The sequence below is a fragment of the Roseburia rectibacter genome (assembly GCF_014287515.2).
Classification (GTDB): Bacteria; Bacillota; Clostridia; order Lachnospirales; family Lachnospiraceae; genus Roseburia; species Roseburia rectibacter.
Map to the genome: position 1 here is coordinate 1,032,452 of NZ_CP092473.1, position 17,748 is coordinate 1,050,199.

General features: G+C 42.8%; 15 protein-coding genes and 2 tRNA genes. 15 read left to right on the plus strand and 2 right to left on the minus strand.

Annotated features, from left to right (window positions below; genetic code table 11):
* Positions 1-40: 40 nt before the first annotated feature.
* The 6 genes from H8S51_RS04920 (at position 41) to H8S51_RS04945 (ending at position 5,264) form a co-directional block, all read left to right on the plus strand.
* A complete protein-coding gene (locus H8S51_RS04920) occupies positions 41-463 on the plus strand; it encodes a hypothetical protein (RefSeq protein WP_241070902.1) in 423 nt (140 codons plus the stop codon).
* A 197-nt stretch (positions 464-660) separates the two neighbouring features.
* Complete coding sequence (clpX, locus tag H8S51_RS04925) at positions 661-2,214, plus strand: ATP-dependent Clp protease ATP-binding subunit ClpX (protein ID WP_117921543.1); 1,554 nt, start codon at positions 661-663, stop codon at positions 2,212-2,214.
* Positions 2,215-2,681: 467 nt separating this feature from the next.
* Entirely contained in the window at positions 2,682-4,367 is a 1,686-nt protein-coding gene (locus H8S51_RS04930; protein ID WP_241070903.1) for a S8 family peptidase, read from the plus strand.
* A gap of 161 nt (positions 4,368-4,528) precedes the next feature.
* Positions 4,529-4,783, plus strand: coding sequence for a hypothetical protein (locus H8S51_RS04935; RefSeq protein WP_241070904.1), 255 nt, complete (start codon positions 4,529-4,531; stop codon positions 4,781-4,783).
* A 147-nt stretch (positions 4,784-4,930) separates the two neighbouring features.
* A tRNA-Leu gene (locus H8S51_RS04940) sits at positions 4,931-5,013 on the plus strand.
* A 107-nt stretch (positions 5,014-5,120) separates the two neighbouring features.
* Positions 5,121-5,264, plus strand: coding sequence for a hypothetical protein (locus H8S51_RS04945; protein WP_186900270.1), 144 nt, complete (start codon positions 5,121-5,123; stop codon positions 5,262-5,264).
* 8 nt (positions 5,265-5,272) lie between these two features.
* On the opposite strand, the gene H8S51_RS04950 is transcribed toward H8S51_RS04945, so the two are convergent.
* Positions 5,273-5,345: transfer RNA gene (locus H8S51_RS04950), tRNA-Gly, on the minus strand.
* Between the two features lie 240 nt (positions 5,346-5,585).
* Here H8S51_RS04950 and H8S51_RS04955 point away from each other — a divergent pair.
* The 6 genes from H8S51_RS04955 (at position 5,586) to serS (ending at position 13,713) form a co-directional block, all read left to right on the plus strand.
* Entirely contained in the window at positions 5,586-7,085 is a 1,500-nt protein-coding gene (locus H8S51_RS04955; protein WP_117921539.1) for an efflux RND transporter periplasmic adaptor subunit, read from the plus strand.
* Positions 7,082-7,771, plus strand: coding sequence for an ABC transporter ATP-binding protein (locus tag H8S51_RS04960; RefSeq protein ID WP_006855684.1), 690 nt, complete (start codon positions 7,082-7,084; stop codon positions 7,769-7,771). Before H8S51_RS04955 ends, H8S51_RS04960 begins: the two co-directional genes overlap by 4 nt.
* Positions 7,768-9,525: an efflux RND transporter periplasmic adaptor subunit gene (locus tag H8S51_RS04965; RefSeq protein WP_186900269.1), complete on the plus strand. Its 1,758-nt coding sequence runs from the start codon at positions 7,768-7,770 to the stop codon at positions 9,523-9,525. The genes H8S51_RS04960 and H8S51_RS04965 overlap by 4 nt, the downstream gene beginning before the upstream one ends.
* 14 nt (positions 9,526-9,539) lie before the next feature.
* The gene (locus tag H8S51_RS04970; RefSeq protein WP_117921535.1) at positions 9,540-10,793 is read left to right on the plus strand and encodes an ABC transporter permease; all 1,254 of its coding nucleotides are present in this window, start codon (positions 9,540-9,542) and stop codon (positions 10,791-10,793) included.
* A 29-nt stretch (positions 10,794-10,822) separates the two neighbouring features.
* A complete protein-coding gene (locus H8S51_RS04975; RefSeq protein WP_241070905.1) occupies positions 10,823-12,004 on the plus strand; it encodes a glycosyltransferase in 1,182 nt (393 codons plus the stop codon).
* Positions 12,005-12,423: 419 nt separating this feature from the next.
* Positions 12,424-13,713: a serine--tRNA ligase gene (serS, locus tag H8S51_RS04980; protein ID WP_117921531.1), complete on the plus strand. Its 1,290-nt coding sequence runs from the start codon at positions 12,424-12,426 to the stop codon at positions 13,711-13,713.
* Positions 13,714-13,814: 101 nt separating this feature from the next.
* On the opposite strand, the gene H8S51_RS04985 is transcribed toward serS, so the two are convergent.
* Complete coding sequence (locus H8S51_RS04985; RefSeq protein ID WP_117921529.1) at positions 13,815-14,333, minus strand: peptidylprolyl isomerase; 519 nt, start codon at positions 14,331-14,333, stop codon at positions 13,815-13,817.
* A 214-nt stretch (positions 14,334-14,547) separates the two neighbouring features.
* On the opposite strand from H8S51_RS04985, the gene H8S51_RS04990 reads away from it, so the two are divergent.
* From H8S51_RS04990 to H8S51_RS05000, 3 genes are all read left to right on the plus strand, one after another.
* Complete coding sequence (locus H8S51_RS04990; RefSeq protein ID WP_186900266.1) at positions 14,548-15,441, plus strand: C39 family peptidase; 894 nt, start codon at positions 14,548-14,550, stop codon at positions 15,439-15,441.
* Between the two features lie 47 nt (positions 15,442-15,488).
* Entirely contained in the window at positions 15,489-16,781 is a 1,293-nt protein-coding gene (locus H8S51_RS04995) for a glycoside hydrolase family 3 protein (protein WP_186900265.1), read from the plus strand.
* A 94-nt stretch (positions 16,782-16,875) separates the two neighbouring features.
* Positions 16,876-17,640, plus strand: coding sequence for an adaptor protein MecA (locus H8S51_RS05000; protein ID WP_118210057.1), 765 nt, complete (start codon positions 16,876-16,878; stop codon positions 17,638-17,640).
* Positions 17,641-17,748: the final 108 nt, after the last annotated feature.

The following is a 17,748-nucleotide window of genomic DNA, read 5'->3' on the forward strand; positions in this document are numbered from 1 at the left end:
TTACAAATAATTTCTTGTAAAGTAAAGGAGAAGAATGACCATGAAAAAATTCAAAATGCTTGCGGCATGCCTGGTGCTTACATTGTCTCTTAGTGCACTGACCGCATGCGGCACAAACAGTAACAACACGGATACCAATAACAATGGAAATAATCCGGCTGTAGGTACGGAAAATCAGGTAAAAGGTAACACGGAAAATGGTGTTAATGCTACCGAAAATGGTATGAATGATACCAATGTGAATGGAACTGATACAATGAATGATACCAACGCAAATGGCACGAATGGAACCGTAAATAATAACAATGGCAATGACACAGACGGTGGTGCTGTTGTGGATGATGTAGTAGACGGCATCGGTGATGCGGGAAAAGATATTATCGACGGTGTTGAAAACGGTGTGGATGATGCAACCGGAAATAATAACAATAGTGGAAATGCTACTGATAACAGTGCAAGATAACGGATGTGGAATCTCCGGGTATGACCTTTCGGTGAAAGGAATGCCCGGATTTTTTCTGCTACAGAATATTCGCAGAAATCCTTAAATAAAAATGAAATCTTCCTGATTTCCTTGTGATTGCAGATATTTTGCGGTACAATGTCTTAAATAAGTCTGTTTTAAAGATAGATGAATGGAATGATTTAGGAGATTTTCAGATGAATAATAATGATTATAGAGAAGTAACAGAGGATGAAGCAACAACAGTTTCTACAAGTTCAAAGGACGAAATAAACGGACAGGAAAACAGTAGTGATACCCATGATGTATCAGAACATGAAAAAGAAACCGCAGAGGCAGAAGTGACAAATGCAGACACACCGGAGGAGAAAGAAACGGAATACGAAGATATCTGCTATATCTGCCGCAGACCGGAACATATTGCAGGAAAGATGATACGGATACCGAATAATATCTGTATCTGTCAGGATTGCATGCAGAAAACTTTTGACAGTATGAACCAGACAGGATTTTCCATGGATGATATGCTGAACATGAATATGGGCAAGATGCCGAATATCAGCATGATCAATCTGTCAGATCTTCAGGGGATGCAGGGATTTATTCCGAATAACCAGAAGATCAAAAAGAAAAAGCCAAAAGAAAATAAAGAGCCGGTGCTTGATATCAAAAAGATCCCGGCACCGCATAAGATCAAGGCATCGTTAGATGAGTACGTAGTAGGACAGGAGCACGCAAAGAAGGTTATGTCTGTTGCTGTCTACAATCACTATAAGAGAATCGCATCAGATGAGAAGGATGGTATTGAGATTGAAAAATCCAATATGTTAATGATCGGACCGACCGGTTCCGGTAAGACTTATCTGGTGAAAACACTTGCAAAACTTTTAGATGTGCCGCTTGCCATCACAGATGCAACATCCCTGACAGAGGCAGGATATATCGGTGATGATATCGAGAGCGTTGTAAGTAAGCTGCTTGCCGCAGCAGATAATGATGTGGAGCGCGCAGAGCACGGTATTATTTTTATCGATGAAATCGATAAGATCGCCAAGAAACGCAATACGAACCAGCGTGATGTCAGCGGTGAGTCCGTACAGCAGGGAATGTTAAAACTGTTAGAGGGTGCAGAAGTTGAGGTGCCTGTCGGAGCCAGCAGTAAGAATGCGATGGTACCGATGACTATGGTCAACACAAAGAATATCCTTTTTATCTGTGGAGGTGCATTCCCGGAGTTAGAGGATATCATTAAGGAACGTCTCAATAAGTCTGCGTCGATCGGCTTTAAATCAGAATTAAAGGATAAATATGATCAGGACGAAAATATCCTGCAGAAAGTGACTACAGAAGATGTGCGTAAGTTTGGCATGATACCTGAGTTCTTAGGACGTCTGCCGATCATGTTTACGCTAGAAGCACTTACAGAAGATATGCTGGTACGCATTTTGAAAGAACCGAAAAATGCGATTTTAAAACAGTATCAGAAGCTGCTTGCCATGGATGAGGTAAGACTCAAATTTGAGGATGATGCGTTGATGGCGATCGCAAAGCAGGCGAAGGAAAAGAAAGTCGGTGCGCGTGCACTTCGCGCGATCATCGAGGAATTTATGCTTGACATCATGTATGAAATTCCGAAAGATGACAATATCGGTATGGTAACCATTACGAAAGAGTATGTGGAGAAAAAAGGCGGTCCGCTTATTACGATGCGTGGCTGTGCACAGATTGCTGCTGTTCAGACGCAAGCTTGACACTTTGCTGTCAAGCTATGCGCCGTAGTGTATATTGTTGTGAGATTACAGCCCCTGCCTCGAAGAGGCACTTTTCATGGGCTGTAATCGTTGCTGGTCACACTGGAAGTGTGAACAGTAACCACAGATCGGGGAACAGAAAGCTCCGGAGATCGCGGCTTTCGAATAATACAATTAAATAAGTCTGTAACGGGCACTCCGGCATCTGTTTTACGATAAACAGATGACCGGAGTTTTTTCAATTTATAAAACATTTAGGGCGTATTTGTTGCGGACATTGACAGTAATGTATCTATTACATCAGGTGACACGATCTCCGGAGATGATTATGATGCAGGAGACAGCACAGTCAGTTACATTAAATGAACTTGTGCAGAAGTTCGAATTAAAATAAAAAATATGGTTCTAAAGTAAAAGATTCCGGCATCTATTTAGTAATTGAATAGATGACTGGAGTTTTTTTATTTATGGCAGATTGCAGGGAACAGGTATATTCTGATGATTTTTTTGATTTTATCGTATCTTATGAGGAAACCAGTGGACAGACGATCGCAGAGGCTTGTATCCAGAGAATCGATGAAGGGTATGATATCTATTATTATCCGAGGGAGAGATTACCTCCGCTTAGTGTAGGCGGTTATTCTTATTCTGAGATCCCAAAATGTTATGGACTGCTGGATCGGACAGCACTTGAGGTGTCCGGTATTTTAAAAATGCAGAATCAGCCTGTTCTTGCATTAAAGGGAAACGGTGTGCTGATCGGATTTATTGATACGGGGATTGATTATACCAATCCGGCATTTCGCTACAGTGACGGGAGCAGCCGGATCGTCCGTATCTGGGATCAGACGATACAGGATGGAACGCCACCAGCGGGTATTTTATATGGGGCAGAGTATACAAAAGAACAGATCAATGCGGCGTTATTTTCCGAAGACCCGTACGATATCGTGCCGTCGCGTGATACCAATGGACATGGTACATTTCTTGCAGGAGTGGCATGTGCAAGTGAGAGTGAAAACGGTGATTTTGTCGGGGCGGCACCCCAGTCTGAGATCATTATGATAAAATTAAAAGAGGCAAAGCAGTATCTTCGGGATTTCTTTTTTGTGAAGGACGGTGTTCCGGCATATCAGGAAAATGATATTATGATGGCAGTTTCTTATTTAAACAGTGTAGCAAATATTTTGAATCGTCCGCTTGTCATATGCATGGCATTAGGAAACAGTGCCGGGAGCCATGCGAGTGAGGGTTTTCTTCCTTCTTATCTTAATTATATGTGCGGAAGAAGAAAACGAGTCGTTGTGGTTGCAGCCGGAAACGAGGCGAATGCAAGACATCATTTTCAGGGACGTATCATAGGGGAGATGGAGCATGAGGATGCAGAAATCACGGTAGAGCAAAATACGAAAGGTTTTTTTGTGGAACTGTGGGCATCTGCGCCGGAACTGTATGCGGTTGCGGTAATTTCACCATCAGGAGAGCAGATTCCGCGGATTTCGGTGCGCCGTGGGGCATCAGAGCAGTTTAACTTTATTTTTGAGGGGACGACGATCACGGTAGATTACCGGATCGATATGAAAGAAACGTCAAGCCAGCTGATTTTTTTCCGGTTTATAAGACCGACACCGGGACTTTGGACAATACGTATTTTTCCACAGCTTACTGTCACCGGAAATTATCATCTCTGGCTTCCTTTGAAAGAAATGACAGATGGCAATAATTTTTTCCTTCGGTCGAATCCGGAAATTACACTGACTTCCCCCAGTGCGGCAAGACAGGTCATCACAGTGGGCGGTTATCAGGCATCGAACACCAGTATCTATGCGGATTCCGGAAGAGGTTATACTACGACAGGAGAGATCAAACCCGATTTTGTGGCACCGGCGGTGGATGTTTATGGTCCCGGACTTCGCAATAATTTTATCACTTTTACGGGAACAAGTGCAGCCGCAGCGATCACAGCTGGAGCCTGTGCGCAGATCATGCAGTGGGCGATCGTGGATCAGAATAATACGATCATGTCACATACATCTATCAAAAACATGTTGATCCGCGGTACTGCAAAACCGGAAAACCGGACATATCCGAACCGGGAGTGGGGATATGGGACACTTGATGTGTATGGGGCATTTCAGAATCTGAGACTGTGATAAAACGACGAAATATTATTTAGAAAATGTTTAGAAAAAACAGCAAGATTGTTTATCTGTATTTATGTAATTTTTGTGAAACTGGTTATAAACTTCAAAATGTAATACGATATAAATAAAAATAAGAATACAAACGGGGAGAGAAAGGCGATATCTTAAAAGTGATCCAGAAAACAAAAGCAGAAGCAGGTCAGTCTGATGGATATTCTGCTTCCGGCGGAGAAGGACAGACAGGGCAGGCATCTGGAACCGGGGCTGCTGGTAGTGCCGGTGGCGGTGGAGACAGTGATGACGAAACTACTACAACAACAAAGACGGTTGTGGTCAATGGTATTACTTATCTTGAAACAACGACTGTGGAGAACGGTGTCACAAGTGTGCAGAGGACAAAGATCAGTGGAGTTGGTGAAGAATAGCGATGGTAAAAAATCCGAAGGGAGTGTGAACCTTCGGATTTTTGCTGAAATCAGGAAAGTAATCCCTAAATGTTAAAATAAAATTGCTTGCAATTTGTAACATGATATGATAAGATGTTTATTGTTCGAGCGATTAAAAAAGAATAAGCCGGCGTGGCGGAATGGCAGACGCACCAGACTCAAAATCTGGCGGTGGCAACATCGTATGGGTTCAAGTCCCATTGCCGGCATTAGAAAAAAGTCCAGTTTTACTGGACTTTTTCTTGATTCATAGGAAATTACATCCTATGAATCAAAAAGCCCTCCGGGCAGGATCGCACTGCGGCGGAGTGGAATAATGTCGCTAGAGCGACCCGCCGCAGGACATCCGGTGGATGTCCGCTATGCGCGGACCGGAGCGGAAGCGAAGAAACTCGAAAGTTCGAGTCCGGCAGGACTCGATTTATCAAAAAAAGGACATCTGAATGATGTCCTTTTTTGATAAAAGAGAGCGCGAGACGGGACTCGAACCCGCGGCCCCGACCTTGGCAAGGTCGTGCTCCACCAACTGAGCCACTCGCGCATATCTGAAATTATTCTGTATCTGTCTGTCAGACACATTTGATATCATACTATGGTAAAAACAATTTGTCAATAATTTTTTTTAAATAGCAATCATATTTTTTGAATCCTTAAGGGAAAAAGTTCATCTGTGATTTAAAAAAGAATTAATAATATTCATCTATATATTAAGTAGGAAAAATGCTATAATACGGAATGTCTGATAATCAGGATGCAGACAGTGTACATTTAAGGAGGAACTATGGAAAAGAAAAAAATAATTATTCCGGTCGTAGCCATTGCAGTAATTGGAGCAGTAGGAGGAACCGGTTATTATTATCGCGACAATATTATAGATGTGACAACACAGGCAATTGATGTAGTTTCAGAGAAAATTCCGTTTTTACAGTCAGGAAAATCGGATGACAAGGTATATGTTGAGAAAGTTTCTAAGATCATGAATACATATACGGGAAATACCAACCGGTATAATGGTGTTGTGGAATCGCAGGACAGTTATGAGGTAAATGTAGATTCATCGCGTACCATCAAAGAAATCCTTGTAAAAGTAGGGGATGAGGTAGAAGAGGGTCAGACACTTGTTACCTATGATACCAGCGAACTTGAGATGCAGGTGAAACAGGCAAAACTTGAACTCGAGGGAATCCAGAATGAGATTGACAGTTCCAAAAAAAAGATAGCCACATTGACCGATGAATTAAATAAAACGACAGATGAGGACGATAAATTTTCACTGACGACAGATATTCAGTCGGAGGAAAATTCCATCGAGGAGAATAAACTTGATCTTGAGAGCAAGAACCTTGAAATATCAAAATATGAAGCCCAGATCGATGCATCGTCTGTTGTCAGCAAAAAATCCGGCGTGGTAAAGGAAATCAACGAGAACGGTACAGACAGTAATGGTAATAATGCTGCGTTTATGACGATTCTTCAGACAGGTGAATACCGTGTAAAAGGAAGTATCGATGAGCAGAATGTATGGATGATCTCAGATGGACAGGCGGTCATCATACGTTCGAGGGTGGATGAAAGTCAGACATGGAATGGAACGATTTCAAAGATTGATACAGATAACGTGCAGAAAAGTGATGACGATTCATCTTCAGACAGTAGTGTCTCTGCAACAAAGTACCCGTTTTATGTGGAACTTCCATCTGCAGAGGGACTGCTGTTAGGACAGCATGTATATATTGAACTTGACGAAGGTCAAGACGATCAGCAGAAAGAAGGAATCTGGCTGTATTCAAACTATGTTGTTCAGGATGACAGCGGTGCTTATGTCTGGGCTGCAAATGATAAGAAACGTCTGGAAAAACGATATGTAGAACTTGGTGAATATGATGAGGATCTGGCAGAGTATGAGATCTTATCCGGTCTTTCACTTGATGATTATATCACATGGCCGATGGAAGGACTCTATGAAGGAGTAACTACGGTGACAGATGTGAGCGAGGTCGATTATTCTTCTCCGTTGTACAATCAGGATGGTACAGAGATGCTTGATTACGGAACCGAAATGTTGTATGAAAACGGAATGTACGATACGGAAATGATGAACGATAATGGCATGCAGAATTATGTAAATGGCGATATGGAAGATGGATCAGGTTATGATGGAGCTGACGATGGCGATTCTGCGGATGATGCGGAATATGATGACTCTGATTACGATGATTCTGACTATGAGGATTCTGATGATTCCTATGATGATTCCAATGATATGGAGGTAGGGGAATGATACTGAATCTGCAGAATATTTACAAGGATTATCAGCAGGATAAGCTGGTCGTTCCGGTATTAAAAGATGTCTGTCTTACCGTGGAAGAGGGAGAGTATGTTGCGATCATGGGACCATCCGGCTCCGGAAAGACAACACTTATGAATATCATAGGCTGTCTGGATAAGCCGACGAGCGGGACTTATGAGCTGGCAGGAGAGGACGTCTTAAAGTTAAAAGACAAGCAGCTGTCAGATTTAAGACTGCGCAGTATCGGGTTTGTATTTCAGAGTTTTCATCTGATGCCGAGAGAGACTGCGGTGGAAAATGTATCACTGCCGCTTAGTTATGCCGGCGTGAAAAAAAAGGAGCGCAGGGAGCGTGCAATCAAAGCACTGGAACGTGTCGGACTTGGTGACAGGGTGGACTTTCGTCCGACGCAGCTTTCCGGTGGACAAAAACAGAGGGTTGCGATTGCGAGAGCAATGGTCAATAATCCAAAGATCTTACTTGCGGATGAACCTACCGGAGCACTTGATTCCAAGTCAGGAGAGCAGATCATGGAACTGTTCCAGAAACTCAATGAAGAGGGTGTTACGATCGTTATGATCACACATGATCCGCATATCGCATCCAATGCAAAACGCATGGTGAAAATCATTGACGGGGAGATTTTTGAGGGCGATGAAAAGGAGGATGCATCATGAAATTAAAAAAAGTAATCGCAGTCATTGTCGTACTTGCCGTCACTGTTGGTGCAGTCACCGGAGGAATTTATGGTTATAAGTCGTATCAGAAGAAGAATCTGGTGGCAGAAGTACAGTCTGTTTCCAGTTTAAACTATGGATATTATGGGAACTCTGAAACAAGCTATGGTGTTGTGACGAATGATTCTTCCCAGGAAGTATATTTAGATGATTCCAACAAAGTGCAGGAGGTTTATGTTTCAAAAGGCGATACAGTGAAAGAGGGAGATCCGCTGATCCAGTATGATACATCGGAGGCAGAGATCGATATCCAGAGGAAAAATCTTGAGATCAGTACAACAGAAAACAGTCTTGCGAAGGCACAGCATTCTTTAGAGTCATTAAAAAACACAAAACCGGTGGATAAGACACGGCCTTCTACTGCCAGTACTGCATCCTCGTACATAAATAAAAAGCTGCAGGAATTAGAGCAGAAGAAAGCCTACATAGAGTCACTGCCGGAAAAGGATGCGAAGGATAACCGCATTTATAATTATGTGACGGAAGATTCGGAGCCATATAATAAAGACACGGCAGATGGAACAGCAGAGAATCCTTACATTTATTATTGTAATAAAGATGTTTTTGCATATGGAAGTTTTTACAATTCGCTGCGGCCGCAGAAAAAATCAGATGGCACTTATACGGATGGAAAATATGTAAAGTTTATTATCTGCAAAAAAGACAGCGATGGGAAAATGGTGTTTGAAAGTGTGGAAACAGGAGATGAAGTGGTGGATGACAGTACTGAGTCGAATGGTGACACAAAAGAAGTTACAGTACAGAAATATGAGCCTGTGGCAGATGACAGTATTTCACCGAATGTAAAAGATGTCGATGGAAGTACCATGCCTATGGACTATGATAAAAGCCGGTCCTGGTATGTTTTTTCAGGAGAAGAAGTTGGAAAAAGTCTTCAGGATTATCTGGATGAACTTGAGAATGAAGATAACTGGAACGATGAAGATGACTGGGAAGAGCCGGAAGGATATACCGAAAAAGAACTTGCAGAGGCAATCAATGACAAAGAATCAGAAGTAAAAAAACTGGATATACAGCTTCGCAAGTTAAAACTGGAGCTGGAAACGTTACAGGACAGCATCAATGATGGTGTGGTTTATGCAAAACTTGATGGTGTTGTGAAATCTGTGGGAGATCCGGATCAGAAACAGGATGATGGGAATGCATTTCTTGTGGTAACCGGGGATGACGGACTGTACGTGAGCGGTACGATCAGCGAACTTTTGTTAGATGAAGTCAAACCGGGAACGGTTGTTACCGCAAATTCATGGGAATCAGGAATGACATTTGAGGCAACCGTAACGAGCGTATCGGATTATCCTGTGAGTGGCAATTCCTGGGGAGAAGGAAATCCGAATGTTTCTTATTATCAGTATACTGCATATATGGAAGACAGTTCTGCACTGAAAAATGGAGAATATGTGGATCTTGCAATTCAGACAAATCAGTCAGAAACAGGCGGAATTTACCTTGATAAGGCATATGTGAGACAGGAAGATGGAAAATCATATGTTATGATCGCAGATGAGAGTGATCATCTGAAAAAACAATATGTTGTAACCGGAAAAACAGTATATGGTACTGCAGTTGAGATCAAATCAGGACTGACAGAGGATGACAGGATCGCCTTCCCTTATGGAAAGACAGCAGTCGAGGGAGCAGCAGTAACAGAGGATGAAAGTGTTGAATATTAATCAGGAGGAACAGGATGTTTGAGAATATAAGATTATCTTTTCAGGGAATCTGGTCCCACAAGATGCGTTCCTTTCTGACCATGCTTGGAATTATCATAGGTATCGCAGCGATCATTGCGATCGTATCAACGATCAAAGGAACGAATGAACAGATCAAAGAAAACCTGATCGGCTCCGGAGAGAATACAGTGGAAGTGTCTCTTTATCAGGGCGAGTGGGAATACGAGATGGATTACAACGGAGTGCCGCAGGGAGTGCCGCTTGTAACGGATGAGGTCATGAGTGACATCAAAGATCTCGATCATGTAGAGAATGCATCTGCATACTTAAGCAGACAGGATTATAGCGGAGTGTATCATTTAAATACGGCTTTTTCCGGTGGATATGTGCGCGGAATCGACAACAGCTATTTTGATACCTGCAATTATGTTATGAAAGAGGGACGTGCTTTTACGGATGAGGACTTTAAAAAGTATAAAAAAGTCGCTATTTTGGATACGGATTCCGCAAATGCGCTGTTTCAGGGAGAAGATCCGGTCGGAAATACGATCGAGATCCAGAAGGAGCCTTATACGGTAATTGGAATCGTAACCAAGGCAAAGGTGTTTGAGCCGGTCATCAATTCCATTGATGATTATTATACATATGCGCAGGATACGGCAGGTTCTATTTATATCCCGAATACGACCTGGCCGATCATATATCAGTATGACGAGCCACAGAATGTTGTGATCCGTGTGGACAGTACGGATAATATGACATCTGCCGGAAAAGCATGTGCAGATCTGCTAAACAATTATCTGTCACCGAAAGATGATACGATCCAGTATAAGGCAAAGGATCTTTTAGAGCAGGCACAGCAGATACAGGAACTCAGCAGTTCAACAAATACGATGCTGATCTGGATCGCTGGAATTTCCCTGATCGTTGGTGGTATCGGTGTTATGAATATCATGCTGGTATCAGTGACAGAGCGTACGCAGGAGATCGGTTTAAAGAAGGCAATCGGTGCAAGAAAGTCAAAGATTTTGAATCAGTTTCTGACCGAAGCAGCGGTGCTTACAAGTTTAGGCGGTGTGCTTGGTGTAATTGTCGGTATCATATTAGCAGAGATCATTTCCTATGTGACGACGATGCCGGTTGCAATCAGTATTCCGGCGGCGATCGGTTCCGTACTGTTTTCTATGGTGATCGGAATTGTATTCGGGGTTTTCCCGTCTTATAAGGCGGCGAATCTAAACCCGATTGACGCGCTGCGCCATGAATAAACGTCTGGATAATGGAAATGGAGATTCGTGTGAAAAAAATCGTGATGTTTGAAGGAGGCGTGGAAACGCTTGCGTATTTCTCGAAACAGATGGCGGGGCAGTTTGAAAAGATGGGATATGCAGTATTTTTCTACGATCTGAAAGATGAAAAGGGAAGTGCCAAAAGGCTGAGAAAATTCATAAAACCCGGCGAGACAGTGATGATCACTTTCAATTTTCAGGGACTGGAAAAAGAAGCGGGTGTATACAGTGAAAGAAACGGTTATATTTGGGATGAATATAAGATTCCCTGTTATAATATTGCGGCAGATCATCCGTACTATTATGATAACCGTCTGCATGATCTGCCATCCGGATATCACCACATCAGTATTGACAGAAAACAGGAAGCATATTTTTTAAAATATTATCCCGGATATAAAAGTGCCGGATTTCTTCCGTTAGCGGGAACCGGGCTGGATGGAGCACTTGATGTGTCGTATGAACAGCGGAATATTGATGTGATCATGACCGGAAATTACACGCCTCCGTCTTTTTTTGAACAGCATATCAACTGGATCAATGATGAGTATGCGGCATTTTACCGCGGAATCATTGACGAGCTGCTGGAAAAAACGGACCAGACCATCGAGGAGGTGACACTGCGTCACTGTGAACGTGAGATGGGGAAGGTGGTACCGGATGATTTCAGACTTGTGATGCATAAGATGATATTCATTGATCTGTATGTGCGCAATTACTGGCGTGGCCTGGTCATAAAGACGCTGGCAGAAGCAGGGATCACCGTGGATGTTGTTGGAAAGGGCTGGGAAGAACTTGACTGTACTGCGATGCAGAATATAAGAATACATCCGCAGACGGATTCCCTGACCTGTTTAGAGCAGCTTGCACATGCGAAGATTTCAATTAATGTGATGCCATGGTTTAAAGATGGTGCACATGACCGGGTGTTTAATTCGATTTTAAACGGTGCAGTCTGTGTTTCGGATACCAGTCACTACCTCTGCGAAGAACTAAAAGAGGGAGATGGTGTCTCGTATTATGACCTGAAACATTTAGAGCAACTACCGGTAAAAGTAAGTGATCTGCTGAAAAATGAACAGCAGATGAGAGATATTGTTATGCGTGGAGTGGAGAAAACGGCAGGGAAGCATATCTGGGCGATGCGGGCAATCGAACTGGAAGAAAAAATCAGGCAGGAAGCATGTTAGACTTGCATTACGGAAATAATGAGTGTATAATAACGAAAGAATTTGGCAGTGATGGAAGCTGCGGCAGCAAGACTGTTTCAGAGAGCCGGTGGGTGCTGGAAACCGGTACAGAAAAGATGCCTTTCCACTTCCGGAGTCAGTGATGAAAGTCACGGGGTCGTATCCCATAGCATACGAATTGAGAGGTCACAGCAGGAGAAACAGATACTGGAAATGAGCATCTGTGTTAAAAAGAAAAAGCAGTGACAAGATGGGTGGCAACGCGGAAGAGTTTTAGAGCCTTTCGTCCCATGTGCAGGATGGCACACAGGGCGGAAGGCTTTTTGTGTTATCGTTAAGAAAATGTCAGACAGATATTAGGTCAGGCAAAATGAAAATCTACAAAAACGGGCGGCATGTTCCGCAGAAAGAGGAGAAAGATGATCGATTTAAAATTTTTAAGAGAGAATCCGGAAGTTGTAAAACAGAATATTAAAAATAAGTTTCAGGATCACAAACTGCCATTAGTAGATGAGGTGATTGAGCTTGATGCAAAAGCGAGAGCTGTACAGCAGGAAGCAGATGATCTGCGTGCAAGCAGAAATAAACTGTCAAAACAGATCGGACAGTTAATGGGACAGGGGAAAAAAGATGAGGCAGAAGCAGTAAAGGCACAGGTAAATGCCAATGCAGCACGTCTTGCAGAGTTAGAGGAGCAGGAAAAAGAACTGCAGGAAAAAGTAACAAAGATCATGATGACGATCCCGAATATCATTGATCCGTCTGTACCGATCGGAAAAGATGACAGCTGCAATGTAGAGATCGAAAAATTCGGCGAGCCGGTCGTACCGGATTTCGAGATCCCATATCATACAGAGATCATGGAGCGTTTTAATGGTATCGATCTTGATGCTGCAGGAAAAGTTGCAGGAAATGGTTTTTATTATCTGATGGGCGATATCGCACGCCTTCATTCTGCAGTGATCTCTTATGCGCGTGATTTTATGATCGACCGTGGCTTTACCTATGTGATCCCGCCATTTATGATCCGAAGCAACGTTGTTACAGGTGTTATGAGTTTTGATGAGATGGATGCAATGATGTACAAGATCGAGGGTGAGGATCTCTATCTGATCGGTACTTCTGAGCATTCCATGATCGGTAAATTCATCGACACGATCAACGATGAGGAGAAATTACCGTATACACTGACTTCCTACTCTCCATGTTTCCGTAAAGAGAAAGGTGCACATGGTATTGAGGAGCGTGGAGTATACCGTATTCACCAGTTCGAGAAACAGGAGATGATCGTTGTCTGCAAACCGGAAGAGTCTAAAACATGGTATGACAAATTATGGCAGAACACGGTAGACTTATTCCGCAGCCTTGATATTCCGGTTCGTACCTTAGAGTGCTGCTCCGGCGACCTTGCAGACTTAAAAGTAAAATCCTGCGATGTTGAGGCATGGTCTCCAAGACAGAAGAAATACTTTGAAGTTGGAAGCTGTTCTAATTTAGGAGATGCACAGGCAAGACGTTTAAAGATCCGTGTGAAAGGTTCCGACGGAAATAAATATTTTGCACACACTTTAAACAATACTGTTGTTGCACCACCTAGAATGTTGATCGCATTCTTAGAGAACAACTTAAATGAAGACGGCAGTGTTAATGTACCGAAGGCATTACAGCCGTATATGGGTGGAAAAGAGAAACTTATTCCGGTAAAATAATTGACGGTTCAAACAATTTATAATAAAAATCCACAGTGCACACGATATGGTGTGCGCTGTGGATTTTTTGTCTTGTCAGGATAACAGGTTTGCAGTCTGGATCAGCATTTCTCCGGTTCCGGATAATCCACACCGAAAGTCTCAACAGTAACAGTTTTCATGCGCTGTGTCTCTAATGGCCTGTCACTGTAATCGGTTGCGGTTTCTGCGATTTTATTTACGATATCCATTCCTTCAGTGATTTTACCGAAAGCGGCATAAGCTCCGTCTAAGTGCGGAGATGTTTTGTGCATGATAAAGAACTGGCTGCCGGCTGAATCCGGGTGCATAGCTCTTGCCATGGATAAAACACCTTCGGTGTGTTTTAAATCATTTTTGAAACCATTCTGGGAAAATTCACCTTTGATATCATAGCCAGGACCGCCCATGCCGGTTCCGTCAGGACATCCGCCCTGGATCATAAATCCTTTGATCACGCGGTGAAAGATCAGTCCGTTGTAATAACCTTTCTGGATCAGGCTGATAAAGTTATTGACAGTATTCGGAGCGATTTCAGGATAAAGTTCCGCTTTCATGATATCGCCATTTTCCATTTCAATCGTAACGACTGGATTTGCCATAATTGTGTACCTCTTTTCAAAATAATAGTGTCTGTAATGATACTGCTCTATTGTAGCGGAAAAAAAAGGAGTAGTAAAGTAAATAATTTAAGAAAATCTTTGCTTGAATAAAGATTCTTTACAAGGTAACATAAATATAGACGGGTTTGAGATGAAAATGGGAGATACTATTTAAAAATATCAGAAATCAGATCAGAATTGGGAGGAAGGGTATTTGAATCGTCAGAAAAGAAAGGAGTACAGATTTTATGCGATGTTAGCAGGAATGTTTCTACTGATTGCTGGGGCATACTGTCTGGATGGAGATTTTACATCAGAAAATGATCAAAATGCTGCAGACGTTTCTGCCACGCAGCCGGAATATGTGCCGGCAGTGAAACTGTATGCTGGTATTTTTACAAAACTGGACGGCGAAGAGTATGCTGTGATCAAAAAAAATAAAGACATTCTGGTAGCTGCGGCAAACAGGGGATATTATAATGAGACGGATGTCTACTCTTTTTTGCAGGGACCAAAATCCTGGGGAGAGGGACGGGCCTGGTCCGGCGAATGGAGTAATCAGTATGTAAGAGGCAATTATTTTGGTAATTTCGGGTGTGGACTGTGCTGTATGGCAAATATATACAGTACATTTTCGGATCATACCTGTTCGCCATGGGATATGTTTCTATATGCACGGGAGACTTCCGGATATACGCCGACGAAAAAGATTGGGGCGATCGGCTGGGGTGATATGAAAACGGTTATGCGTAAATGCGGATTTGATGCGGAGCTTTATATAAAACCACAGACTTATGAGGCATTCCGGGAGCAGATCAAAACAGCAAAAAGTGCCATTGTTTTAGTCAGCAGTCATGATGATAATACTTACTGGAAAAAGACAGGTGGTCATTATGTGAATATCTGTCTGTACAAAGAAGAGACAGATGAAGTATTTCTTGCAGATCCGGCAGACCCGGATGGAAACCGGAATTATATTCCGCTGCGCTATGTTTATGATGCTTTAAAAACGGTCAGTAAATATCAGTATCTGGTTGTAGAAGGTTATTCTGAGGAACAGAACCAGTGGAAACAGGATGGAATAGATGAGGCATGGGTGGCACCATAAAAAATATGCGTACAATATAAACAGAAATATATGGAAATGGAGAATGTATGAATCAGGAAGAAAGAAGACAGAAAAGACAGGACGATTTTAAACATGCAGTAGTTGTAGTAGCTGTGTTTGTGTTGATTTTGGCGGCATTGCTTGCAGGGGCAGCAGCTGCCATACATAAGTTTTTACCAAAGAATGATAAAGCAGAAAAAAAACCGGAAACACAAAGTACGGAGATAATGGAGGATTCACAGACCGTACAGGATCAGAGTGAAGCAGCAGAACCTGTAGTTGATCCGTTAGTTGAGCAGGCTGCACAGCTTGTGTCAGGCATGTCACTGGAAGACAAAGTCGCACAGATGTTTGTTATTACACCGGAGGCGCTGACAGGGTATGCGAGTGTGACGGCAGCCGGCGATACAACAAAAGCGGCATATGAAAACAGGCCGGTCGGAGGTCTGATCTATATGGCAGACAATCTTGTCAGTACGGAACAGACGACAGAGATGCTTACCAATATGCAGAATATAGCCATGGAGCGGACCGGGCTGCCCGTCTTTTTAAGTGTGGATGAAGAAGGCGGAACAGTTGTAAGAGTTGCAAAGAATGAAGCGTTTGGTGTTACAGATGTTGGGAACATGAGTGATATCGGTGCGACCGGTGATCTGCAGAAAGCATATGATGCGGGAGCATCGATCGGAACATATTTAAAACAGCTTGGTTTTAATGTGGACTATGCACCAGTAGCAGACGTACTTACCAATCCGGACAATACAGTTATTGGGACAAGATCTTTTGGCTCGGATGCATCTGTGGTGGCAGATATGGTCACAAAAGAACTTGAAGGATTAAGCAGTCAGGGAGTTTTTGGCGTAGTAAAACATTTTCCGGGACATGGCGGCACTTCGGGCGACTCCCATGACGGGGCAGTGACACTTGATAAATCATTAGAAGAACTGATGCAGACCGAACTTGTGCCATTCCAGAGAGCGGTTGAAAACGGTGTGTCATTTGTTATGGTCGGACATATCTCAGTTCCGCAGGTAGTTGGAGATAATACGCCGGCATCACTGTCCCAGATGATGGTAAGCAATGTGTTGAGGGAACAGCTTGGATATCAGGGGATCGTGATCACAGATGCCATGAATATGGGGGCAGTCACAGGCAGTTATACGGCAGACCAGGCAGCAGTCATGGCAGTCAATGCAGGTGTTGATATGATCTTAGCACCTTCTGATTATGAAATAGCATATAACGGACTTCTTCAGGCGGTAAAGGATGGAACGATCACGGAGAAACGTATCAACGAATCGGTTGTGCGTATTGTAAAAGTAAAACTGCAGATGCAGTAAAGAGTTGTTATTCTCCAGTGATTCAGACTTTACAAATAACCGGAAAAATAGGATAATAGTAATAGATTTATGATATACGAATGGGGAATACGACATGGAAATAAAGCGCGTAGGAGAAAATAAAATCAGATGTGCCCTGACCGAGGAAGAAATACGGGATATGGGTTTTGATATTGATGAGATCATTGGAAATGGAGAAGCAACACAGAAATTTATGCGTGTTGTCTTAAAGATCGTGGAAGAACACGAGAACATCAGTCTGGAGAACATTTCACCGATGGTAAAAGCAGAACTTCTTTCAGATCACAGTATGGCGATCACATTTGGCGGCGATTCAGATACGAGTTTTCAGCAGCTGATGGAGGCAATCTCTGATCTGGTCGGTCAGATGACGCCGGAGAAGATGCAGGAGTTCCGAAAATTAAGCAAAGAGGAGCGCCAGGGAGTACTGGATGCGTTCTTAGACCGGAAGAAAGATACAAAAGAACAGGAATATACGCAGGAAAAAGAAAATCAAAAGAAGTCATCAAAAGAAGAAAAAAAATCAAAAAAACAGCAGATGATCAACAGACAGATGGTCTGTGCACTCCGGTTCTTTGATTTAGATGAAGCATCACGCATGGGAAGGGCATGTTTTGAGGAGATTTTTCCAAAGAGCAGTCTTTACCGGTTAGAGGGTGCATATTATCTGATTATGGATTTTTCGAAGTTCCCAAGAGACGAAATGAGGGCGTTTGCATTCGGTGCTGTCGAGTATGATGCGGGCAGAATTTCGGAGATAGGACAAATTTCCTATATCCGTGAACACGGAGATTGTATTGTTAAAAAAGAGGCTCTGCAAACGCTGATAGCGTTGTAACAAATGAATAAAAGATAGTTTGTAAATAGGCAAAATGGGAAAAACCATCTCCAAAATTTGGTGAAATTGCCGAACAAGTTGATGCTCTAAAATTTACCAGATATGCTA